A 22,692-nucleotide genomic window follows, 5' to 3' on the forward strand; every position below is an offset into this window, starting at 1 on the left:
TCCTCCTGTTCAACCATGATCGCTCACTGAACCAGGTTCTCTGCGATCTTGGTGACCTTGTCCCTATCCGACCAGCTCGGCCACTCGCGATCGGTGCAACCATATACCCCCGAGTGCATGACGCTGTCGGCGCACTGTCCCCACCAGTCGGGGTCTTTCAGCCCTAGCACGTGACCGGTTTCGTGGTTGATGGTGTGGTGATACCAGAACGTTCCGCTGGTGAGGTGCGAGGTCTTGAAGCGCACGTAGGCCCACCGATAGTCCGTGTGACCGGTGTTCGGATTGTAAGCCGGTTGTTCTTTCCAGGAGCAACTCAAGCCGTCGCATCCGGAACTGCGCGCCCAGTATTCCACTTCGATATCACGCGGCAGCAGGCCGCGCGCGTAGGCCGCCGCTACCACGTCCGCGCGGCGTTCCGCCACTCCCAGCCTGCGGGCGATGGCCCGCAGGTGCGTCCGCACCGTCTCCGGGCTCACACAGAGGACGGCGCCGATCTCCCGGTACGTCGGCAGGTCCGCCCGCGCCAGGAGCATTAACACCTCCCGCTCCCGCCGCGAGAAGCCGAGCTCGGCGCACCGCAGCGCTGCCTCCGCCTGCGCCTGTGTCGTGATATCCACCGCCACGCCGATCGCCCCGCTCACCCTGCCCCGCGCGTCGCGCAGCGGCGCATAGTGGACCTCGAAGACCGCCTCGCGATAGCACACGCGAGCGGTGAACGCCTCGCCGGCCAGCACCCGGCGCAGGTGATCGGCCAGCTCGGGGATCGCCGTCACCCCGGCCCACAGCGACTGCCCGCCCAGCCGCTCCGGGTGCTCGGCGAGGGTGGCCAGACCGGAACCTTCCACGAATGTGATCGTCCCAACCCGGTCGACGGCGAAGAGGATGAGCGGCGCATGCTCGAGCACCAGCCGCAGCCGGTCTTCCGGCGCCGGGGTTGCGGGGCCGGCCGCTCGCGGAATGGTCTGCTGTACCCGGTGGGTAAAGCCGGCGGCCAGCTCGGCGAGCAGGACCACGAGCCGCGGCTGGAGGGGGAGGACTGCTTCAGCAGGGAGACCGGCCAGGAGCTCCTGGCCGAGCGTCGTTACGGTCTGCCCGAGCGCCTCCGGCTCGCCGAACCCCAGCTCGACCAGGGCCGCCCCGATCGCCTGCGCCGCCTCGCGATCGAGCGGCTCGGCGAGCAACAGGGCGATCGCCCGCTCGGTGAGTTCGGCGAGTCGACGGCGCGCTGCCGTCGAATCCGGCATGTCGCTACCCGACCGGAGCGCGCGATGCCAGCGCTCCGCGATCTCCTGCTGCCGGCGGACGAGGCTCCCCTGCAGGCGCTCCCAGCACGCGTCCTCCGGCTCCATCCGCCGATTCCTCCGTACAGAGGCGGTCCAGGTCTGTTTTCAGTTGCCGCGCGAAGTGGGAGGTCACCCAGGTGAATGATAGTCAGAGATGGCCGGTTCGTCAAACTGCTTTACGGGTAACTCCGTAAGACCCGGCGCTGGTGCCAGGCCAGGAGGAACATCCCGAGCACGGCCAGCGCGCCGGCCGCCGCCGTGGCCAGGCCGGGCACGAGGTACGGCGGCCGGTAGGTGAAGACCACCTCGTGGCGACCAGCCGGTACCCAGACCGCCCGGTAGATGCCGTTGGCCAGCGCGACCGGCGCCGGCCGGCCGTCGACCGTCGCTCGCCAGCCGGGATCGAAGGTGTCGGCCAGCACCAGGTAGGCCGGGGCGGTCGCCTCGGCCGCGATCTCCACCCGGTTTGGCCGGTAGGCGGTGATCTCGACACGACCGCCGGCGGCCCGGTCGGCCGGCGGCAGCTCGCCGGTCAGGTAGAGCTCCCGGCGCGGGTCGAAGCCCGGCTCACGGATGCGCTGCAGCGCGGTCTCGCGGTCGGCGATCTCGGCGCTGCCGGCCAGCCAGGCGCGCGGCATGGCCCGCGGGTTCTCCCAGAGCGTCAATCCTTCCGGGGTGGTCAGCAGCAGCCGGAAGCGCGCGCCTGACGACCCGGCGTCGGCCCGGCTGATCAGGTAGCGCGCGCTCAGGAGGTCGAAGGCGCCGTGATCGCGGTTGTTGCGGGCGAAGTCGAGCACGCCGGCGTAGCCGGCCGGCTGCATCGGATCGTAGAGCCCGCCGACGTCGTCGAGCCCGACCACGGCGGCCGCGCTCGGCTGCCAGCGAATGGTCAGCGAGATCATGCGGATCGGCCCCTCGGCCTCGGCGCGCTCCCGGAGGTAGGCGACGATCTCCGGGTGGCGGAAGTCGACGTTCAGGTCGTCGAGCGTCGGGTTGAAGGTGGCGTTGGCGCTGAAGAGGTCGACCACGACCAGCCCGAGCGCCAGCAGGCCGGCTGCCGGGCGCGGCAGCCGCGCGCGCTCGACCGCCCAGAGCCAGAGGAGCGCCAGGCCGAGCAGCAGCGCCAGCAGGTTCAGCCCGTCGAGCGCGATCACCGCCCGCTCGGGCAGCTCCGGCCCGCCGAGGACGACCCGGTAGAAGAGGGGGATGATCAAGAGGATCAGCGCTCCCAGCGCGATCGCGAGCAGCCGCCGGGCCGACCGCAGGGCGAGGCGCGCGAGGCGGGTCTGCTCGGTTCGCGTGGCCGCCAGCACGTCGTGCAGGCCGGTGGCGGCCAGCAGCGCGACCGCGAGGTCGACGTACAGCAGCGAGCGGGCCGGGACGCGGAGCAGGTCGGCGAAGGGGAGGAAGCGGTAGGCCCAGCCGTGTACTGGCGTGTACGGCCCCATCGCGTGCAACAGCGCGACCAGCCCGAGCGTCGCCAGGAACCAGCGCACGGGCTCGCGGCGGAGCGCCAGGCCCAGCCCGGCCAGGAGCAGCGGGATCACCCCGGCGTAGAACCAGACCTCGCCGCTGGAGAACGGTCCCCAGTAGTCGGTCGGGTTGCTGCCGAACAGCTTGGGCAGGAGGAAGTGGACGAGCATGATCGGCTGGAGACTGAACTCGGTCGCCTGCTCGTAGGTCAGCCGGCCGGCCCGCACCGAGCGCCGGGCCAGCTCCAGCGAGGGCAGGAGCACCGGCATCGCCAGCGCCAGCCCGCTCCCCACCGCCAGACCGGCCCGCAGCGCGTCGGCCAGCGGTGGCCGGAGCGCGCGCCAGAGCGACGCGACCGAGGAGCGTTGTCCTGGCGCGAGCCCGCCCCGCAGCTCGCGGAAGGCCGCCAGGTGGCGGAGGACCATCCAGAAGAGCCACCAGGCCGCCGAGGCGGCCAGCGCGTAGAGCACTGTCTGCTGGTGCCCGCCGGTGGCCAGCAGGAAGACGAAGCCAGCGGTGACGGCCGCCCAGAGCCAGGAGGCGCGCCGCACTGCCTGCGCCAGCCCCAGCCAGATCCAGGGCACCCAAACAGCGGCCGAGAACATCGAGTAGTGGCCCAGGTGGGCTACTAGGAAGCCGCTGTAGGGGAAGACGATGCCGGCCACCAGTGCCGGGATCCGGCCGGCGCCGAGCGTGGCCCGCGCCAGCGCGTAGGCGCCGAGGCTGGCGATCACATAGTGGCTGAGAGCCATCAACTCCAACGTGCTGTACGTGAAGGGGCGGGCCAGGAGGTACGCGATCCAGTTGGGCGGGTAGAGCAGGCCAGCCTGGTAGTTTGCGAAGTGGGGCATGCCGCTGAAGAGGTGGGGGTTCCAGAGCGGCAGCTCCCCCTCCTGCACCGTGCGGGCGCTGAGAGCGTGCAGGGGGAAGAAGAAGGAGTTGAGGTCGCCGCCGCCCTTCGGGACTTGCGCTGGAGTGAGCAGGGGGCGCCAGAAGAATAGGACGTGCGCTAGCAGGAGCCCGCCGAGCGCGGCCAGCTCGCCGGCCAGCCACGGCCAGCGCCGCCGGAGCGGGCCAGCGGCGAGCAGCAACCCCACAGCCCACAGCCCGGCCAGTGCCGGCAGGGCCCAGAGCGGGATCAGCCCGCTCGTCCGAACCGCCAGCTCCGGGGGCAAGGCACGCTCTCCCTGACCTCACACGTTGAACAGGATGTGCAGCACGTCGCCGTCCTGCACGACGTACTGCTTCCCCTCGAGCCGGAGCACGCCAGCTCGCCGGGCCTCGGCTAGGCTCCCAGTCCGCACCAGGTCGTCGTAGGAGACTACCTCCGCGCGGATGAAGCCCTGCTGCAGGTCGCTGTGGATGGTACCTGCTGCCTCCACCGCCGTCGTGCCCCGCCGGATCGTCCAGGCTCGCACCTCGTCGGGGCCGACCGTGAAGAACGAGATCAAACCGAGCAGCGCGTAGGAGAGGCGGATCACCCGGTCGCGTCCAGGCTCCTCGATTCCCAGCTCGTCCATGAAGTCCCGGGCGTCGTCGTCCTGGAGCTGCGCGATCTCCTCTTCCAGCTTGCCCGGGAGCGCATCGACAGCGACTCCTGGCCGCCGGTAGCGGCTGCTCACCTCTGCCAGCAGGCGCTCGGCTGGCTCGCCGAGCAGCTCTTCACCGAAGTTCAGCAGGATCAACAGTGGTTTGGCGGTCAGAAACCCGAAGCCGCGGAGCGCCTTCGCTTCCTCGGCCGAGAGCTCGACCTCGCGGATCGGAGTCCCTTCGGTCAAGGCATCCTGGAGCCGGCCCAACAGCTCGGCCTCTCGCTCCTGTGCCTCCCGCTCGGCCGCGCGTAGCTTGCCCAGCATCGACTGGATGCGTGCCAGCCGTTTCTCGATGATGCTCAGGTCGGAAAAGGCGAGCTCGAGGTCGATGGTTTCGACGTCTCGCAGAGGGTCGACCGACCCTTCAGGGTGAGGAACGGCCGGGTCGTCGAAGGCGCGCACCACATGGACGAGCGCGTCGGCCTGGCTGAGATAGCCGAGCAGGCGCCCACTCAGCCCGCGCTCGTGGACCCCTTTGGCCAGCCCGGCCACATCGTAGTACTGCACCTCAGCGGGGACGGTGCGGCGAGGGTTGAACATGCGGGTAAGCACGTCCAGCCGCGGGTCGGGCACCTTGACGGTGGCCAGGTTGGGCTCATCCCCAGCGCCGCTGAAGCCGCCGGTGACGGCCTTGGCGCGGGTGAGCGCGTTGAAGACGGTCGTCTTGCCGCTCTGTGGCAGGCCGATGAGCACGAGCTGCACTGGCATAGCGCCTCCGGATGCGGTGATCCCGGCCAACTCCCACTCGCGTACGAGGCCGGGCCAGGCCCTGTTGTACCACGTGCAGGCGCGCCCGCTATGCCGCTGCGATGGAGCGCTTCGACGGCTCGCTCCGACTGGAGCGGCCGGATGGAGCCGGCCGCTAGGGTCGAGCGCTGCTGAGGAGCGGGTCGGGCACGCCGGCCTCCGCGAAGGCCCTGGCGCGCAGCCGGCACGAGTCGCACGCGCCGCATGGGCGATCGCCCCCCTGGTAGCACGACCAGGTGAGGCTGTAGTCCACGCCGAGCGCCAGCCCAAGGCGGACGATACCTGCCTTGGGCAGGTAGAGGAACGGTGCCAGCACCAGGATCCGCTTACCCTCCTCGACGAACTGCTTGCTGGCCAGGTCGGCGGCGCGCTGGTACGCCTCTAGGAACTCCCCCCGACAATCGGGGTAGCCCGAGTAGTCGACCTGGCTGACGCCGATGAAGATCGCGCTGGCTCCGATCACCTCAGCGTAGGCGGAGGCCACGGCCAGGAAGATCAGGTTGCGGGCTGGTACCCAGGTCGACGGGATGCCCGTGGTCGGCTCGGTGGGGATCGGCCCGGCCCCGGTCAGCGACGAGCCGCCCCACTGGGCCAGATCGATCGTGACGACCCGGTGCTCCACGGCACCGACCGCGCGAGCGACGGTCGCCGCCGATTCCAGCTCGCGCCGGTGGCGCTGCCCGTAGTCGAACGAGAGCGCGTAGAGCTCGTACCCCTCGGCACGGGCGAGGTAGGCGGCCGTGGTGCTGTCCAGCCCGCCGGAGAGCAAGACCACGGCGCGTCCGATGGGCGTCCTCGCTGCGCTCACCGTTTGCCTCCATCGCGCTCGGTGTGCCGGCCTCCAGACCATCATCTCACTACACTACCACAGCGGTAGGCGGGCGCGAGTTCCGGCTCGCGGAGTGTTCGGTCGTTCTCGTTGCCCGGCTTGCCGCCAGGGAGGGCTGCTAGGCTAGCCGGGATGGCAGCCTCTCCGTATCCTTAGCCGTACGCCGCTCTACCGCGGGGATGGGTGGAGTTGCCTCGGAGGGCGAGGGATGCGCCGCGGTCGCCATCTATTCAGAGGTCGCCAGACGGGTCTGCCGGCCTGGAGCCGGCCCTACGGTCTCCCTCTCCTCGGTGCTGGCGTCGCGGCTACCCTGCACCTCGCCTGTCACCGCGCCTGGGCGAGGGCCGAGAACGGCACCGTGCGGCGAGCACTGCTCGATGGGCTGAGCCACAGCAGCGCGGCGCTCGCGGTGACACTCCCGGCTGCGCCGCTCGTGCCGGAACCTGGATGGTTCGTTGCGGCCGGGCTGGCCGGTAGCCTGGCTCTCGACCTCGACCACATCGTCGCCGCGCAGTCGGTGCGGCTGGATCGGTGCATGACTATGCCCGGGCGGCCGCCGACCCACTCCTTCCTGTTCGTCTTGTTCGCCTCCGTGGTGCTGGCGGGGTTACGCCCGTGGCGGGGTCTCGGGCTGGGGCTGTTCCTCGGGCTGGGCTCTCACGTGCTGCGCGACCTAGGCACTGGCGGCGCGCCAGCGATCCATCCCCGCAGGGTGTACGAGCTGGCCTACCCAGTGTGTTTCCTGCTCACTGCCGGCCTCGCGGTGTTCGGCCGTCTCCTGGCGGCCACCTCGCCGCTACCCTCCAGGCAACGCGCCACCGGACGCGCGCCCGTGGCCCAACGAGCCGTCGCGCTCGAGCAATGATCGAGTAGTGTTCGGCGTCGTATTGGCTATACTGGGGCGGGTTTGCTGGCCCGAGTCACTTGACTCTCGGGGAAGGGGTTCCAATGGGTGCGATCCACGGGATGCTGGGAGAGTCGCTGGCAGTGCTCTACCTTCTGGTCGCTGCGGGCTCCTACCTGCGACGGCGGCAGGGTGGGCTGCCGGCGTGGCTAACCGGGATCGCCCACGCGTTCCTCGCGATCCAGGTGGTCATCGGCGTGGCGCTCTTCGTCCGGGCGCCGAATATCATCACCTGGTGGCATCCAGTCGTCGGGTTGCTCGCCCTGGCAGCGCTCGGGCTGGCGGTCCCGCTCCGCTCCCGCCTGGGCCGGGCGAACGCGACCGCAGTCACCGCGCTGCTCGTCGCTGTCCTCGTCCTGATTGCCGTCGTCATCGCGCGCGCTCGTTGAACGCGCGCTCCCGTCTTCCGGATGCGAGGCTCGTACGGGCCGTCTACAGCTCGCTGATGATCGGCAGGATGAGTGGGCGGGTCTTGGCCCGGCGGTAGAGCTGCCGCCCCAGCACGTTCTTGGTGCGGCTCACGAGGTAGCCGTGGCTGAAGCCGCCTTTCTGGCGCTTCTCCAGGAAGCGGCGGAACTCGTCTGTCACCTTCTCCAGCACCTCGTCGCTGATTTGCCCGTTGAGCCCCTGCGCGCTCACCTCTGGCCCAGCGATCAGCCCGCCGGTCTCCCGGTCGATCACGAAGGTCGCGATGATGACACCGCTGGTCGCGATCTCGTCACGCCGGCGGAGGATGGCCTGCTGGCTGGTGACGAAGTCCACCAGGATCGGCCCGGTATCGACCGTCCCTTCACGCCGGGCATCCTCGCGGCCGAAGCTGAGGATGCTGCCGAGTTCGGGGATCAGCACGCGCTCCGGCGGGTAGCCGAGCTCACCGGCCAGCTCGCGGTAGAGCGCGAGGTGCCGGTACTCGCCGTGGATCGGCACGCAGAATCGCGGGCGCACGAGCCGGAGCATCAGCTTGAGCTCGTCGCGGCTGGCATGACCCGAGACGTGCACCGTCGGCTCGATCTCGGGATAGATCACGCGCACACCCTGGCGGAAGAGCTGGTCGATCGTCTGGCTGACCGTCTCCTCGTTTCCCGGGATCGGCGTGGCGGAGAAGATGACGGTATCGCCTTCTGCGAGCTTGATGTGCGGGTGGTCGCCAACGGCGATGCGAGCGAGCGCGGCGGTGGCCTCTCCCTGGCTCCCAGTGGTGAGGATCATCGACTGCTTGCGCGGCAGCGCCGTAGCGACTTCCAGTGGAACGATGACACCGTCGGGCGGGCGCAGGTAGCCCAGTTCCATCGCTACCCGGGTGCTCTGCTCCATGCTGCGACCGGAGATCGCTACTTTGCGCCCGTGGCGGTGAGCCGCGCGAATCGCCTGATCCAGCCGCGTAATGTTGGACGCGAAGGTGGTCAGGATCACGCGCCCCCGTGCTGAGCCGATGATCCGGTTGAGCGTCTCGCTGACGACCGCCTCGGAAGGAGTGTGGCCTGGTCGCTCGACCCGGACGGCATCGGAGAGAAGCACCAGTACGCCTTCGCGGCCGATGGCGCGCAGCCGCTCCTGGTCGGTCGTCGGCCCGAGGGGCGGAGTGGGGTCGAACTTGTAATCCCCGGTGTGGACGACCCAGCCGAGCGGCGTCTTGAGCGCGATCGCGTAGCTTCCGGGGATACTGTGGGTTACCGGGATGAATTCAGCTTCGAAGTTGTGGCCGAGCCGGTAACGCGTATGCGGCTTCACGACCTGGAAGTCGGCCAGCTTGGGATTACCCAACTCTTCGACCTTGGTTCGCGCGTAGGCCACGGCCAGCTCGGAGCCGTAGACGGGGATGGGGGCGATCGGGCGAAGCTCGGAGAGCAGGAAGGGGATCCCGCCGATGTGATCCTCATGCCCGTGGGTGAGCAAGATCGCGCGGAGTTTGGATAACCGCTCCTTAACGTACCGCACGTCCGGGATGATCAGGTCGACACCGCGCAGATCTTCTCCAGGAAACTTGGCGCCGGCATCGACGATGACCATGTCCCCGCGGTACTCGTAGAGGGTCATACTCTTGCCGATCTCGCCGACCCCCCCGAGGGGGATGATGCGCAGCCGCGGTTTTGCCATCGATGTTCAACTCCCTCGAACGGCGGCGCCAGCTCCCCGGGCCGCCTCACAGTTGTGTCAATCATAGCGTACGGCTCTCCCTCTTTCGGCGATATCGAACGGCTTGATGGCGCCAGGCTGGGGTAGAATAGACACAGTATCCCGTACGCCTTATCGAGCGCGCGAATACCCGCACGAGAACCTCCGCCGCCGGCCGGGCGCCTGCATGGCAGACTCGACGAGGTGACCGATGTGGCGAGAGCGCTTCGACGAGATGGCCGGGATCCGCTTTAAGGACCGGTTCGAGGCTGGTCGGCTGCTGGCCGAGCGGCTACGGGAGCAGCCTGTCGAGCAGGGGATCGTGCTGGCACTGCCGCGCGGTGGCGTGCTGGTCGGCTACGAGATAGCCTGCGCGCTCCATCTGCCGCTCGACGTCATCCTCACGCGCAAGATCGGCGCGCCCTTCAACCCCGAGTACGCCATCGGCGTCGTTGCCGAGAATGGCTTCGTCTCGATCAACCGGCGGGAGATCGAGCTCGGCGTTGCGCCTGAGGACTACCTGCAGCAGGCGATCAGGGAGAACTTGCACGAACTGGCTCGGCGTCGCCAGCTCTATCGCGGGGGACGCCCGCTCCCCTCGCTGAGCGGGCGGACGGTCATCCTGGTCGACGACGGCGTCGCGACCGGCTTTACCATGCTCGGCGCTATCGCTGCGGTCAAGGACCAGCAGCCGGGCGCCATCATCGTGGCGCTGCCGGTGGCACCCCCGCAGGCAGTACGCCGCCTGGAGGAAGAAGTCGACCACGTCGAAGTCCTCCTCGCGCCCGAGCACCTCGATGGCGTCGGGGCCTGGTACGAGGATTTCCACCAGGTGAGCGATGAAGAGGTGCTGGATCTGCTTCGCAGAGCCCAGGAGACGGTAGCCCGCTCGACCACTCCGGATGAGACGTCGGCGACCTGGTGAACTGGTGCCCGGGTTGCCGGCGCGCGGGCCTTCATCGTCCCGGATCTCTGTCTCAGCAGGCCCCAACAAGGGCCATTTCGTGCTTTAATCAGATGACGCCGGGCATCCGTCCACTGCCGGCAGCCCGTACGAGCGACGAGAGGACCACAGACGACTATGGCTAAGCGGATCGGCATCTTCGTTGCCTGGCCTTACGCCAATGGCGACCTCCATCTCGGCCACGTGGCCGGGGTTTACCTGCCGGCGGATATCTTCGCTCGCTACCACCGCCTGCGCGGCAACCAGGTGTTGATGGTCAGCGGCAGCGATGCCCACGGTACCCCGATCACCGTGGCTGCCGACCGCGAGGGGGTCTCCCCCGAGGAGATCTTCCGGCGCTACCACCACCGGTTCCTGGAGACATACCGCCGGCTGGGGATCAGCTTCGACCTGTTCACCCACACGCATACCGAGAACCACGTCGCGGTCTCCCAGGACATCTTCCGCACGCTCAACGAGCGGGGATACCTCTTCACCCGCACACAGACGCAGTTCTACTGCGAGTACGACCGCCGCTTCCTGCCCGACCGATACGTCGAGGGTACCTGCCCGTACTGCGGCTACCCGAATGCCCGCGGCGACCAGTGCGACAACTGCGGCCGCACCCTCGACGCTACCGAGCTGATCGATCCGCGCTGCCGGCTCTGTGGTCGCATGCCGGTGCTGCGCGAGACGGAGCACTTCTTTTTCGACTTGCCGGCCTTCAGCGATCAGCTTCTGGAGTACATCGAGCGGCAGGCGCACTGGCGTCCCAACGTGCAGAACTTCGTCCGCAATTTCATCCAGGAGGGGTTGAAGCCACGGCCGGTCTCCCGCGATCTCGACTGGGGTGTCCCCATCCCGGTTCCCGGCTACGAGCACAAGGTCATGTATGTCTGGTTCGAGGCGGTCATCGGTTACCTCTCGGCCAGTATCGAGTGGGCGCGTCACCACGGCGACGGAGAGTCCTGGGAAGCCTGGTGGCGCGATCCGTCTGCCCGGGGGTACTACTTCATCGGCAAGGACAACATCCCCTTCCACGCTCTCATCTGGCCGGCCGAGCTGATGGGCTATGACCGGTCGCTCAACTTGCCATACGACATCCCGGCGAGCGAGTTCCTCAACCTCGAGGGGCAGCAGTTCAGCACTAGCCGCAACTGGGCTGTCTGGGTGCCGGACTTCCTCGATCGCTACGCGCCCGACCCACTGCGCGATTACCTGACTAGCATCGCGCCGGAGACGCGGGACAGCGAGTTCACCTGGCATGGATTCGTGGAGCGTAACAACAACGAGCTGCTGGCCACCTGGGGAAATCTGGTGAACCGGGTCGTCAGCTTCGCGTATCGGAACTTCGATGGGCGCGTGCCGGAGCCAGGGCAGCTCTCGGAGCGCGATCGCAACCTGCTCGACCAGATCGGCCAGGGCTTCGCCGCCGTGGGCGCCCTCTACGAGCGGGTCGAGCTGAAAGCGGCTCAACGCGAGGCCATGGCGCTGGCCCGGGAGGTCAATCGCTACCTGGACGAGAAGGCGCCCTGGTTCCAGATCCGCGAGAACCGAGAAGCGGCGGCGACCACCATCTTCGTCGCGCTCCGCGCGATCGACTCGCTCAAGCTCCTGCTGTCGCCGGTTCTCCCGTTCAGCAGCGAGCAGGTGCACCACTTCCTAGGCTATGAGTCGCCGCTCTTCGGCGAGCAGGTCATCGAGCCGGGCACTGCGACCGGTGGTCACGAGGTGCTGACCTACCGGCCCGCGGCCAGTGAAGGCGAAGACCGCTGGAAGCCGAGCGAGCTGGAGCCGGGGCGGACGCTTCGCCAGCCGGTCGTGCTGTACCAGAAGCTGGACGAGTCGGTGGTCGAAGAGGAGCGCCAGCGGCTCCTCGTGCAAGTGCGCGGCTAGCCGCTGCCTGGAGTGCCGGGGCGCGGATCCGGCGCGGGAGTGGAGCTCGCCCCCAGCATCCCGACGCCCGGCGCCGGACGCCGGGCCAGGTGCTCCCGCTCTGGGAGGCATCAAAAGACTACTTCACCTTGCCCCGCGCAGCGACCGGCCAGGTCACCTCGACCTTGCCGCTGCGCACGCCGACCAGCTCGTCGTGGAGGTTCAAGCACATCTCCTGGTGCAGCGGGATGAAGCTCAGCCGCTCGCCGACGCGAAACCGGTGGTCGGACGCGCTTGTGTCCACGTGGCCGTGCTCCACGGACATCGCGTAGATCTGTATCTCTGGGTATTCGACGCAGTAGCCGTAGGGCACCGGCGGGTAGCTGGCGAAGGTCTTCATGCCGCCGTCGATGATGATCCGTCCGGGCGCCGGGGTGCTCACGACGCTGCAGACCACCCTGAGCGGGCAACGGTCAGGATGCAGGTCTTCCCGGCCGCGCACCCGCGAGCGGCCCTCCCAGACGTAGGAACCGCTACGGTGCTCGGTGCAACCGATCTCCCGAGAGATCTCCTCCAGCCCGGTGCCCCCGCCGCTGATCGTCGCCACCGGGATCCCATCGGCCTCGAGCAGCCGGATCGTCTCCTCCAGGAACGTCTTGGCCTCAGGACGACTGGGGTAGGTCATGATCCCCTGGAAGTCGAGACTCGGGAGGCGAACCAGCACGCGAGCGAGCGCCCGTGCCTCCTCCGGCGACTGTACTCCGCAGCGCCGGGCACCCGTATCCAGCTCGATGAGCACGCGCACGCGCGCGCCGTCGGCCTGGAGCTGCTCGGCGATACCGCGGGCGGTCTCCTCGGAGTCCACCGCCACGGTGATGGCGGCGCGCCGCGCCAGCCGCGCCAGTCGCTCGAGCTTGGCCTTGCCGACGATGTTGTAGGGGATCAGGATATCGCGGATGCCCGCCGCGACCATCACCTCAGCCTCCCCCAACTTCTGGCAGCAGATGCCGATGGCGCCGGAGGCGAGCTGCCAGTGAGCAATCTCGGGGATCTTGTGCGACTTGGTGTGTGGACGCAGCAGGATACCCAGGTCGCGACAGTAGGCGGCCATCTCGCGGAGGTTGCGCTCGAGCACGTCCAGGTCGCAGATCACCGCCGGGGTATCGAGGTCATCCACCAGCACAGTGTACGCTCCTTTCCCTCTCGCGACCGCCGTTGCCTCGATGTCGGAAGACTCCTCTGGCTGTGCCGTCGCCGCTATCCCCGGTCGAGGAGTTCCAGCACCGGTGCCAGCCGCTCGATTCCAGCTAGGGTGTTGGGCTCTACCCGCACCTGGAGGTGGGTGATCCCGGCTCGCGCGTAGGCGCGGAACTCCTCGGCCAGCCGCTCCGGTGGGCCGGTGAGCGGCTCGGCCACGACGCCGTAGATGGGGCCGTGCCCCTCGAAACCGACCAGCACGGTGGCCGACCGCTCGAGCGTGCCGGGATCGCGCCCCACCTCCGCGCAGGCCTCGTCTACTTGGGCCTGGAGCGGGGGTACGCCGTCCACGCGGTTTCCGGTTCCTGAGTAGTAGGTGTTCCAGATATCGGCGTACCGCGCTGCCAACCGGAGCATCTTGTGGCCGGTCGAGCCGATCAGGATCGGCGGGCCCTGTGGCCGTGGCCCGCGCGGCCGCAGCTCGCACGCGCGCATCTGGTAGAAGCGACCGTCGAAAGCGTCGATCGAGCCCTCGCGCAGCAGCCGGTGGATGATCACCAGCGCTTCCTCGAAGCGGCTGTAGCGGTGGTCGTACGGGAAGCCGAACGCCTGGAACTCCGGCTCGTGATAGCCGGCGCCCAGGCCGAGGATCAGGCGGCCGCCGCTGATCTCGTCGATGGTATCGGCCATCTTGGCGATGAGCCCGGGGTTGCGCCAGTTGGTGCAGACGACGAGCGTGCCGAGTTCCACCCGACGGGTCGCGGCCGCCAGGGCGGAGAGGAGCGTGAGGCACTCCCAGAAGCCTTCGGTCGGCTGGTCTGGCTGGCGAAACAGGAAGTGGTCGACGACCCAGACCGAGTCGAATCCCACGTCCTCGATCAGGTGAACCATCGCCTCTAGATCGCTCCAGCGCGGAGTCCGCCCGTCCCACCGGAACTCCGCCTGTGGGAGAAGGATTCCCACCTTCAGCGGTCGCTTGCCGGGCTGACCCATCGAACGCCTCCTCTCCCGGGCTCGCCGTTCACCTGGGGCTCGCGAGGTTGCTCTGTATAAGCACACAGGCCGGCCGATCGGTCAAGATCGGCGAGCGTCGAATTCGAATGCCCGTCGGGAGATGGTGATGCGCTCGCCAGCTCGGAGCGACCGCTCGGCCGGTGGTTCAGGTTCGACGGCGCGGGTCGAGCAGGCGCCCGAAGTGGCGAGGATGGGTTAGGGATCAGGCGCGATCGATGCGGGATCGACTCTCTGCCTGGCTCCGGGAGGCGACCATCGCCTCAGCGAGCCTGGCAGCGGTCCACTCGAGCAGCTCCTGGTCGGCCGGGCCGAAGGCGTCGACCTGGTTGCCGTCCACGTCGATCTCCCCCAGCACCTGGTCGCCGAGCTTGATCGGCACCACGATCTCGGAGCGCGTCTCCAGGAAGCACTGCAGGTAGCGGGGGTCAGCGTTGACGTCCGGCACGATGATCGTCTCCCCCTGCGCGGCGGCAGCGCCGCAGATCCCGGTGCCGATCGGGATGCGCACGTGTTCCGTCGCCGCCGGGCCGCGCCAGGCGACCAGCACCAGGTCTGGCCCTTCGACCAGGTAGATGCCGACCCAGTTGTGGGTCGGCAAGGTCTCGTTGAGCACCCGGCAGACTCCATCATAGAGCGCGTCCAGGTCACCGGTCGACGCAAATAGCTCGGCGAGCCTCGCTCGCGCAGCCTCTATAGCGGTCGTCTCTGCCCGGCTCGTCATGCCGTTCGTCGCTCCTCCCGAGGCAGTCTCGTTTCCCAGCGCATTTTACCCTTCTGGCGGTCGCTGGCCGTATCGCCACTCGTAGTAGTGGCGCCCGACGTTGCCGAACTCCACCTGCCAGCCCATCGAGTTCGAGGGGGTGTAGGTCAACAGCCGGCGCTCGAACGCCTGCACCAGCACCCACTGCTCCGCCCCGGCGACACGTGTCCTGATCCAGTAAGGCTCGCTGATCGGGTGGCCGAGCACGTAGAGCCAGTCCCACGGCTGGCCCTGCGTCCACTCCCAGAAAACGGCCGCCACGTTGATCCCGGTCACTGGGTCGTACCAGGCGTACGTCGTCGATCCGAGGCGCGGGTCGGTCGTCACGGTACCGTCCCTGGACAGCACCTCGACCACCGGCTGGCCCGTGCGGTCGGGCACAGCCCGATCGGGAGCGATCGCTGCCAGGTGGTGCAGGCTGGCGTACGTCGGCGCGTCCGGGTTGAGCGGGGCCGGGTCGCCAGCGAGCGGCACCTGGGCCGGGCCGACCGGCTGGAACGCGTTGTCACCGACCTGGGCTGCCCCGAGGATCATGTCTCGCACCAGCAGGCCGCTGGTGACGAACCAGGCCGAGGTGGGGTCGCCACCCTGGTCAGTGACCTCCAGCCTGGCCTTGTCCAGGTAGTAGACCGTGCGCCGGCCACCAGGCGACTCCGCGTACGGCTCCTCGACCGTCGCCCAGATATCCGGGCCCCAGACCCAGGAGCGGTCTTCGCTCTCCAACCAGACCGCGGCATCGGTCGACCACCACACCCGCTGCAGGGCCGGCGGCGCTCCGGCCAGGCCCGCCGGAAGCTGGGTAGCCGCGCGCAACCCGTCGCGCGCCAGCGGCTCCTCCGGTGACACCGCTGTCTGGAAGCTGGCCTGGTGAGTAAAGGGCTGGCCGTTGGCCGTGCCGGTGATCGTGTACGTGTAGAGTGTGCCCGGCTGGAGCGGCTTTGTCGCCGCCAGCAGGGCGGTGCGGCGGCTCAGCCAGCCGCTGCCAGTGGCGAACAGGACGTCGACCGGCTGCCCGTCGGCGAGCAACGACGCGCTGGTGAACTCCACGTCTCCGGCGCCGAAGTACTTCAGCGTAATCGGATACCCGATCGGGAACGAGGCATTCGCGAAGGGGTTCGGCACTTCGCCCCAGAAATGGGTGTCGACCCCGGTCGTGCCGTCCGCCGGCCAGGCGACCCACTCCGGGCTGGCGGTGTCGCTCCAGGTCGGCGAGCCGACCACGATGACCTCGATGCGGACGTCTCCCTCACTCACCCAGCCGAACCCGATGTCGGTGTAGCGCGGATCGATCAGCGGCAGCCGGTGGTTGACCGTCCCCATGAACCAGCGGATGGAAGTGGTCAGTGAACCGGAGAGGCCGATGTTCTCGTTGACAGAGCCGGCGTAGCCGTGCGCGCGAGCGCGGTCGCCGATGGTGGCGCCGGTGAAGCCTGGCTTCCCTTCCTGTTCCTGGTGCAGGCCCATCCCGGCGAGCGTGGGGTCGCCGTAGTTGAGCTGGTAATACCGTGCGTGTGCCGTGGCAGCCGACTCCAGGGCCGGGTGGCGTGTCATCGGCGGCAGCCCCAGCCAGGCGCGGTAGGAGTTGATCAAGGCCAGCGCGTGCTCAGCCGGGTCGGTGCTTTCCGACGCAGCCGCGCGCGGCGAGCTGGCGAACATGAGCGGAGTCGAGAGCAGGACAGCGATGACCGCGGCGAGGAGAAACCGGCAGGTACAGCGAGACCGTGCCCCCAGCGGTGCCCCCATCCCGTGTCCCTTCCCTCTGGCCTGCCTGAGCAGCCCGCGAGGTACCCGGCAAGCGCTGGTATCCCTTCCCGGGTCAACTATGCCACACTGAGGACAGGATGCCATCACCGAACGTACAATGGGGTGGTGTTGCGCGGCGCCGGATCTCGGCTTCTCGTGAAGCGGAAGTTGAGGCGACAGATGATCGAATTGATCGTGCTCATCCTGATCCTGCTGGTATTGCTGTTCGCGATCTGGACGACGTTCCAGCTCGTGGGCCTGCTGATCACGCTGCTCGTCGCGGCGATCATCGGCTGGGTGGCCGACCAGATCGTGCCCGGCAGCCTGCCCTATGGGTGGCTCGGTGCGATCGTCGCCGGGCTGCTGGGGAGCTGGTTGGGGAGCCTGCTGCTGGGCGACCTCGGCCCCGATCTGGGTGGTATCGCGATCATCCCAGCCCTGGTCGGGGCGATCATTCTCGCCTTTCTCTACAACGTCGTAGCCAAGCAGGCCCGCGGCCGGCGGTTGTAGGCCCTGCCGCCGCGCGGGGGCTGCCCGCGTTTGACGATCGGGCTGCCGGTTGCTACCGTTATAGAGGGCACAAGCGAGCACCGTAGCGGCGATGACGGAACCGAGTACGCCGTGAGCACGCGCTCAGCGAGTCCGGGTCTGGTGTGAGCCGGGTGCGCGTCCACGGCGGAAGATCCTTCCCGAGCTGCTACCCGAACCCGGGCCCGGCCCGCGAAGTAGGCGTAGACGGGGGCCGCCCGTTACCGCGGCGAGGACACGCGTGTCGATGCACGCCTGTCCGTAGAGTGGGCCCGGCTGAACCCGGGCCAAGCGAGGTGGTACCGCGGGGAAACCCCGTCCTCGGTCGAGGACGGGGTTTTGCGTTATCGGGGCATCGTGCGCGAGACGGTTGGTGGAGGAGAAGGAGGTCGGCCGGTGTTCAAGCCAGTGCCAACCAGAGGTGTCGACTTCCCTGCGATGGAGCGCGAGCTCTTGCGCTGGTGGTACGAGGCCGGAATCGTCCAGAAATACCTGAAGAAGAACGAGAAGAGCGAGAAGCGCTGGTCGTTCCTCGACGGCCCGATCACGGCTAACAACCCGATGGGCGTGCACCACGCCTGGGGGCGCACCTACAAGGACTTCTACCAGCGCTTCTACACCATGCTCGGTTATCGCCAGCGTTACCAGAACGGCTTCGACTGCCAGGGGCTGTGGGTCGAAGTCGAGGTCGAGAAGGAGCTGGGCTTCACGTCGAAGCAAGATATCGAGGCCTACGGCATCGATCGCTTCGTCGAGAAGTGCAAGGAGCGGGTGTTCAAGTACGCCGCCATCCAGACCGAGCAGTCGAAGCGGCTCGGCTACTTCATGGACTGGGACAACTCGTACTACACCCTCTCCGACGAGAACAACTACATGATCTGGCACTTCCTGAAGGTGTGCCATCAACATGGCTGGATCTACCACGGCTACGACGTGATGCCCTGGTGCCCGCGCTGCGCCACCGGCCTCTCGGAGATGGAAGTCAGCGAGGGGTATCAGGAGGTCGCGCACCTGAGCTTGTACGTCCGTTTCCCGCTCGAGGGGCGCGAGAACGAGTCGCTGCTCGTCTGGACGACGACCCCGTGGACGCTGGCGGCGAACGTTGCGGCGGCCGTGCATCCGGAGCTGACGTACGTCAAGGCACGCCAGGGCGACCAGGTCTACTACCTGGCGAAGGACGCGGCTCGGACGGCGCTGCGCGGGCAGTACGAGGTGCTGGAGGAACTGCCTGGCAGCGCGCTCGTCGGCCTGGCGTATCGTGGGCCGTTCGACGAGCTGCCGGCGATGCAGGGCGTAGCGCACCGGGTGATCCCCTGGGACGAGGTGGACGCCGAGGAGGGAACCGGCATCGTCCACATCGCGCCGGGAGCAGGGCGGGAGGACTACCAGCTCGGCAAGGAGTTCGACCTGGCGGTGGTGGCGCCGCTAGACGAGAACGGCGTCTACCTCTCGGGCTTCGACTGGCTGACCGGGATGCGGGTCGGCGAGGTGGCGGAGCCGATCGCGCGCAACCTCGAGGGGAGGGGCCTGCTCTACCGCTCCGAGCAGTACACGCACCGCTACCCCACTTGCTGGCGCTGCGGTACCGAGCTGGTCTTCCGGCTCGTCGACGAGTGGTACATCGACGTCGATCCCTGGCGCGAGCGCGTGATGGAGGCGGCCAAGACCGTCCGCTGGATCCCGGAGTTCGGGCTGGAGCGCGAGCTCGACTGGCTGCGCAACATGGACGACTGGATGATCTCCAAGAAGCGCTACTGGGGCCTGGCGCTCCCGATCTGGCAGTGCCCGGACTGCGGCTGGTTCGACGTCATCGGGAGCGAGACCGAGCTCGAGGAGCGGGCCATCGAGGGCTGGGAAGAGTTCCGTGGGCACTCGCCGCACCGGCCCTGGATCGACAAGGTGAAGATCCGCTGCGAGCAGTGCGGCGGCGTCGCCTCGCGCATCCCGGACGTCGGCAACCCCTGGCTCGACGCCGGCATCGTTCCCTTCTCGACGCTCAACTACCGGCACGACCGCGCCTACTGGCAGCAGTGGTTCCCGGCCGACTTCATCACCGAGTCGTTCCCGGGCCAGTTCCGCAACTGGTTCTACTCGCTGCTGGCCCAGAGCACGGTGCTGGTCGACCAGGCGCCGTTCAAGACCGTGCTCGGCTTCGCCAGCCTGCGAGACGAGCACGGCGAGGAGATGCACAAGAGCAAGGGGAACGCCATCTGGTTCGACGAAGCGGCCGAGCAGGTCGGCGTCGACGTCATGCGCTGGCTCTACCTGAGGCACAACCCGGCGCAGAACCTGAACTTCGGCTACCGGTTGTGCGACGAGACGCGGCGGCAGTTCCTGCTGCCGCTCTGGAACTCCTACGCGTTCTTCGCCAACTATGCGGCGCTCGACGGATTCCACCCGGCCCAGCACGACGTGCCGTTGGCCGAGCGCACGCTGCTCGACCGCTGGATCCTCTCGCGCCTGCAGGAGGTCGTAGCGGTCGCCCGCGAGCGGATCGCCGACTACGACTCGGCCGCGGCCTGCCGGGCGATCCAGGACTTCGTGGTCGAGGAGCTGTCCAACTGGTACATCCGCCGCAACCGTCGCCGCTTCTGGAAGACCGAGAGCGACCGTGACAAGGCGGCGGCCTACCTGACCCTGTACGAGGTGCTGGTGACACTGGCCAAACTGCTGGCTCCCTTCATCCCCTACACCGCCGAGGCGATGTACCAGAACCTGGTACGCTCGGTCGACCCCTCGGCGCCGGAGTCGGTGCATCTGACGGACTACCCGGAGCCGGACGAGGGCAAGGTGGACGCGGCGCTGGCCCAGGACATGGCCTGGCTGCTGCGGGCGGTTGAGCTGGGCCGGGCGGCGCGCAACAAGGCCAACGTCAAGGTGCGCCAGCCGCTGCCGCGCGTGCTGGTCGGCTCCCGCGTGCCTGAGGCGCTCGAGGCGGTTCGCCGCCTGCACGACCAGCTCCTCGACGAGCTGAACGTCAAGGCATTCGACGTGATCGAGCGTCCGGAAGAGTACCTGACGTACCGCGTGCGGCCGAACCTGCCGGTGCTGGGGCCGCGGCTCGGGCCCAAGCTGCCGGCGCTCCAGCGGGCGCTCGCCGAGGCCGACCCAGCGCAGGTCGCCCGGGCGGTGCGCGCCAACCGGCCGGTCACGGTGGTGGTCGACGGGGAAGAAGTCGAGCTCGGGCCCGATGACCTGCTGGTGGAGGCGATCGACCGCGAGGGCTTTGCGGCCTTCGAAGACCGTGACCTGATCGTGGCCGTCGACCTGTCGATCACCCCCGAGCTGCGGCTCGAGGGCCTCGCCCGTGACTTCGTGCGGGGCGTGCAGGAGGCGCGGAAGAGCGCCGGCTTCGAGATCGACGATACGATCGCGGTGGTCTACGACGCGCAGGGAGAGCTGGCCGAGGCGGTGGAGCGCTTCGCCGACTACATCAAGAACGAGACGCTGGCGGTCGAGCTCCGGCCGGGCCGGCCGGCGGAGCAGGACGGCCACGTCGAGGAGGTGCGCGTCGGCAAGGAGCGGTTCGTCGTGGGGCTGCGGCGGGTCGGCCGGCTGGCCAAGGTCACGGCGGACGGCCAGTAAGCCGGCATCCCTCGCTGCGCCACGTGCCTGTCGAGCGGCGTCGACCCGTATGGACTGCACGGGGCGAATAACCAGTCGAGGGGCGAATAACTATTCGCCCCTCTGCGGCATCTGGTCGGCCCGCGCGCTGGCTTTGGACTGGAGTCCGCACGGCGAGCGGCTCCTGGCATCTCCGGGCACCGAAGCACCTCGCGAGGGAGGCGACTTGAGCAGCTCGCCGTGCAATCCAGCCGCTAGTGACGCGCCGGAGCCCGGTCGCGCGCGGGCTGACGGGCAGACGGAGGCCATCTCGGCTCAGTTGACCCGCTTGCGCCGTCGACTCGAGCGGCTCGAGCCGCTGGCTGAGGTAACGGTAACGCTCCCCAGGAGCGGTCGCAGCTTCAGCGTCGTGCGACCGGTGGATATCGACCGGCTGCTCGATGAAGCCGAACGCGACCCCGAGGAGCAGCTCCCCTACTGGGCCGAGCTGTGGCCCAGCGGGATCGCGCTGGCCGACGCGCTTGCTCTGGAGCCGGAGGTCGTGCGCGGCGCCACCGTGCTCGAGCTGGGCTGCGGGCTGGGGCTGACCGCCGCCGCGGCGCTGCGGGCCGGCGCCGAGGTGCTGGCGACCGACTACGCGCCGGAGGCACTGCTCCTGACCCGGCTCAACTGCCTAGCCAACGCGGGCCGCGAGCCGTCAACGCTCCGGCTCAACTGGCGCCGCCCGTCTCCCCGGCTTCTGGCGGCTGCTGGCCCTGCTGGCTTCCCGGTCGTCCTGGCCGCCGACGTGCTCTACGAGGAGCGCGACGTGGAGCCGCTGTTCCGGCTGGTCGGGGAGGTGGTCGCCCCTGGCGGGCTGCTCTGGCTGGCCGAGCCGGGACGGCACTCAGCCGCGCGGTTCCTCGCGCTCGCCCGGGATGCCGGCTGGCGCGGCTCTGCCGAGACCTGGGACGGCCCCTGGCCCGATCCTCTCGATGAGCGCGTGCGCGTCACTGTCCACCGCCTCCGCCGGCCCTGAGGCGCGGATTGCCGAGCTCGGCGGTCTGCGCGCGCTCGAGCCGTTGAGCCGCGACTCCGCGGTGGGCACAATCTGCCGGCGAGAGGGAACTCGCGTAAGGGCTGTCCGATGTATTACCCGACGACCCGTCTGCTCACCGTGCTGGAGCTGCTGCAGGCGCACGCCCGGCTGAGCGGTGCCGAACTGGCTCGGCGCCTCGAGGTCGACCCGCGCACGATCCGGCGCTACGTGACCATGCTCCAGGATCTCGGCATCCCGGTAGAAGCCGAGCGCGGCCGACACGGCGGGTACCGCTTGCGGCCCGGTTACAAGCTCCCGCCACTCCTGTTCACCGAAGAGGAGGCGCTTGCGGTAACGCTCGGGCTGGTCTCGGCCCGGCGGCTCGGCCTGGCCGCAGCCGCGCCAGCGGTGGAGGGGGCGCTGGCCAAGCTAGAGCGCGTGCTGCCCGAGACGGTGCGCGAGCGCGTGCGCGCGATCCAGGATACGATCGGGTTCACGCTTCCGGCCGTCGAGCCGGCCTCGGCCGACAGCGCGACGCTGGCCATGCTCGGCGAAGCGACGCGACGCGAGCAGCGAGTCTGGCTGCGCTACCGTTCCTGGAGCGGCCAAGAGAGCGAGCGCCTCGTCGATCCCTACGGGCTCGTCTTCCATCGTGGCCGCTGGTACCTCGCCGGCCACGACCACCGCCGCGGTGGGGTGCGGGTGTTCCGGGTCGACCGCGTGCTGGCGGCGGAGCTACGCGCCGAGTCGTTCGAGCGGCCGGACGGGTTCGACCCAGTGGCGCACGTGCAGCGGTCGCTGGCCAGCGTACCCTGGGGTCGGGAGGTCGAGGTCGTGCTCGAGACGACCTTAGCCGAAGCGCGCCAGCGCGTGCCATCGACCGTCGCCGTATTGGCGGAGGGGGACGGCGGAGTGGTCTTGCGTGCTCAAGCCAGCGACCTCGGTGCGGCGGCGCGCTCCCTCGTCGCGCTCGGCTGGCGGTTCACCGTGCGCCGTCCCCCCGAGCTGCGCGACGAGTTGCGCCGCCTCGCCGCCGAGATCGCCACCCTGGCGGACGAGTGAGGCCAGCAGGCCCGGCCTCCGCGTCTTCTCCGTGATGGTCCAACG

At 68.8% G+C, this 22,692-nt stretch carries 17 protein-coding genes; 8 read left to right on the forward strand and 9 right to left on the reverse strand.

Annotated features, from left to right (window positions below; all coding sequences use genetic code 11):
• Positions 1-23: 23 nt before the first annotated feature.
• The 4 genes from NET02_RS00230 to queC form a co-directional block, all read right to left on the reverse strand.
• Complete coding sequence (locus NET02_RS00230; RefSeq protein WP_284055349.1) at positions 24-1,349, reverse strand: PAS domain-containing protein; 1,326 nt, start codon at positions 1,347-1,349, stop codon at positions 24-26.
• 110 nt (positions 1,350-1,459) lie between these two features.
• Entirely contained in the window at positions 1,460-3,931 is a 2,472-nt protein-coding gene (locus NET02_RS00235) for a YfhO family protein (protein WP_284055350.1), read from the reverse strand.
• An 18-nt stretch (positions 3,932-3,949) separates the two neighbouring features.
• Positions 3,950-5,056 (reverse strand): redox-regulated ATPase YchF, encoded by a 1,107-nt coding sequence (gene ychF, locus NET02_RS00240; protein WP_284055351.1) that lies wholly within the window; start codon positions 5,054-5,056, stop codon positions 3,950-3,952.
• A gap of 154 nt (positions 5,057-5,210) precedes the next feature.
• Positions 5,211-5,903, reverse strand: coding sequence for a 7-cyano-7-deazaguanine synthase QueC (gene queC / locus NET02_RS00245; protein ID WP_284055352.1), 693 nt, complete (start codon positions 5,901-5,903; stop codon positions 5,211-5,213).
• A 229-nt stretch (positions 5,904-6,132) separates the two neighbouring features.
• Here queC and NET02_RS00250 point away from each other — a divergent pair, with 229 nt between their 5' ends.
• Positions 6,133-6,789, forward strand: coding sequence for a metal-dependent hydrolase (locus NET02_RS00250; RefSeq protein WP_284055353.1), 657 nt, complete (start codon positions 6,133-6,135; stop codon positions 6,787-6,789).
• An 83-nt stretch (positions 6,790-6,872) separates the two neighbouring features.
• Entirely contained in the window at positions 6,873-7,217 is a 345-nt protein-coding gene (locus NET02_RS00255; RefSeq protein WP_284055354.1) for a hypothetical protein, read from the forward strand.
• 43 nt (positions 7,218-7,260) lie between these two features.
• Here NET02_RS00255 and NET02_RS00260 read toward each other — a convergent pair whose 3' ends face one another.
• On the reverse strand, positions 7,261-8,925 hold the full coding sequence (locus tag NET02_RS00260) for a ribonuclease J (protein WP_284055355.1): 1,665 nt from the start codon (positions 8,923-8,925) through the stop codon (positions 7,261-7,263).
• Positions 8,926-9,154: 229 nt separating this feature from the next.
• Here NET02_RS00260 and NET02_RS00265 point away from each other — a divergent pair, with 229 nt between their 5' ends.
• Both NET02_RS00265 and metG read left to right on the forward strand, forming a co-directional pair.
• Positions 9,155-9,868: a phosphoribosyltransferase gene (locus tag NET02_RS00265; protein ID WP_284055356.1), complete on the forward strand. Its 714-nt coding sequence runs from the start codon at positions 9,155-9,157 to the stop codon at positions 9,866-9,868.
• A 156-nt stretch (positions 9,869-10,024) separates the two neighbouring features.
• On the forward strand, positions 10,025-11,782 hold the full coding sequence (gene metG / locus NET02_RS00270) for a methionine--tRNA ligase (protein WP_284055357.1): 1,758 nt from the start codon (positions 10,025-10,027) through the stop codon (positions 11,780-11,782).
• 118 nt (positions 11,783-11,900) lie between these two features.
• On the opposite strand, the gene NET02_RS00275 is transcribed toward metG, so the two are convergent.
• The 4 genes from NET02_RS00275 to NET02_RS00290 form a co-directional block, all read right to left on the reverse strand.
• Positions 11,901-12,944, reverse strand: coding sequence for an alanine racemase (locus tag NET02_RS00275; RefSeq protein WP_284055358.1), 1,044 nt, complete (start codon positions 12,942-12,944; stop codon positions 11,901-11,903).
• A gap of 74 nt (positions 12,945-13,018) precedes the next feature.
• The gene (locus NET02_RS00280; protein ID WP_284055359.1) at positions 13,019-13,951 is read right to left on the reverse strand and encodes an LLM class flavin-dependent oxidoreductase; all 933 of its coding nucleotides are present in this window, start codon (positions 13,949-13,951) and stop codon (positions 13,019-13,021) included.
• A gap of 223 nt (positions 13,952-14,174) precedes the next feature.
• Positions 14,175-14,693, reverse strand: a complete 519-nt coding sequence (locus tag NET02_RS00285; RefSeq protein WP_284055360.1) for a GAF domain-containing protein — start codon at positions 14,691-14,693, stop codon at positions 14,175-14,177.
• A 45-nt stretch (positions 14,694-14,738) separates the two neighbouring features.
• On the reverse strand, positions 14,739-16,475 hold the full coding sequence (locus NET02_RS00290) for a CAP domain-containing protein (protein ID WP_284055361.1): 1,737 nt from the start codon (positions 16,473-16,475) through the stop codon (positions 14,739-14,741).
• 180 nt (positions 16,476-16,655) lie between these two features.
• Between NET02_RS00290 and NET02_RS00295 the strand changes: the two genes are divergently transcribed.
• From NET02_RS00295 to NET02_RS00310, 4 genes are all read left to right on the forward strand, one after another.
• Positions 16,656-16,985, forward strand: coding sequence for a GlsB/YeaQ/YmgE family stress response membrane protein (locus NET02_RS00295; RefSeq protein ID WP_284055362.1), 330 nt, complete (start codon positions 16,656-16,658; stop codon positions 16,983-16,985).
• A gap of 414 nt (positions 16,986-17,399) precedes the next feature.
• Complete coding sequence (ileS, locus tag NET02_RS00300) at positions 17,400-20,588, forward strand: isoleucine--tRNA ligase (RefSeq protein ID WP_284055363.1); 3,189 nt, start codon at positions 17,400-17,402, stop codon at positions 20,586-20,588.
• 205 nt (positions 20,589-20,793) lie between these two features.
• Positions 20,794-21,585 carry a class I SAM-dependent methyltransferase gene (locus NET02_RS00305; protein WP_284055364.1) on the forward strand — a complete coding sequence of 264 codons (792 nt, stop codon included), beginning with the start codon at positions 20,794-20,796 and terminating at the stop codon, positions 21,583-21,585.
• A 108-nt stretch (positions 21,586-21,693) separates the two neighbouring features.
• Positions 21,694-22,647 carry a helix-turn-helix transcriptional regulator gene (locus tag NET02_RS00310; RefSeq protein ID WP_284055365.1) on the forward strand — a complete coding sequence of 318 codons (954 nt, stop codon included), beginning with the start codon at positions 21,694-21,696 and terminating at the stop codon, positions 22,645-22,647.
• Positions 22,648-22,692: the final 45 nt, after the last annotated feature.

It is taken from the genome of Thermalbibacter longus (genome assembly GCF_023806485.1).
In the GTDB taxonomy this organism is placed as follows: Bacteria; Chloroflexota; Chloroflexia; order Thermomicrobiales; family Thermomicrobiaceae; genus Thermalbibacter; species Thermalbibacter longus.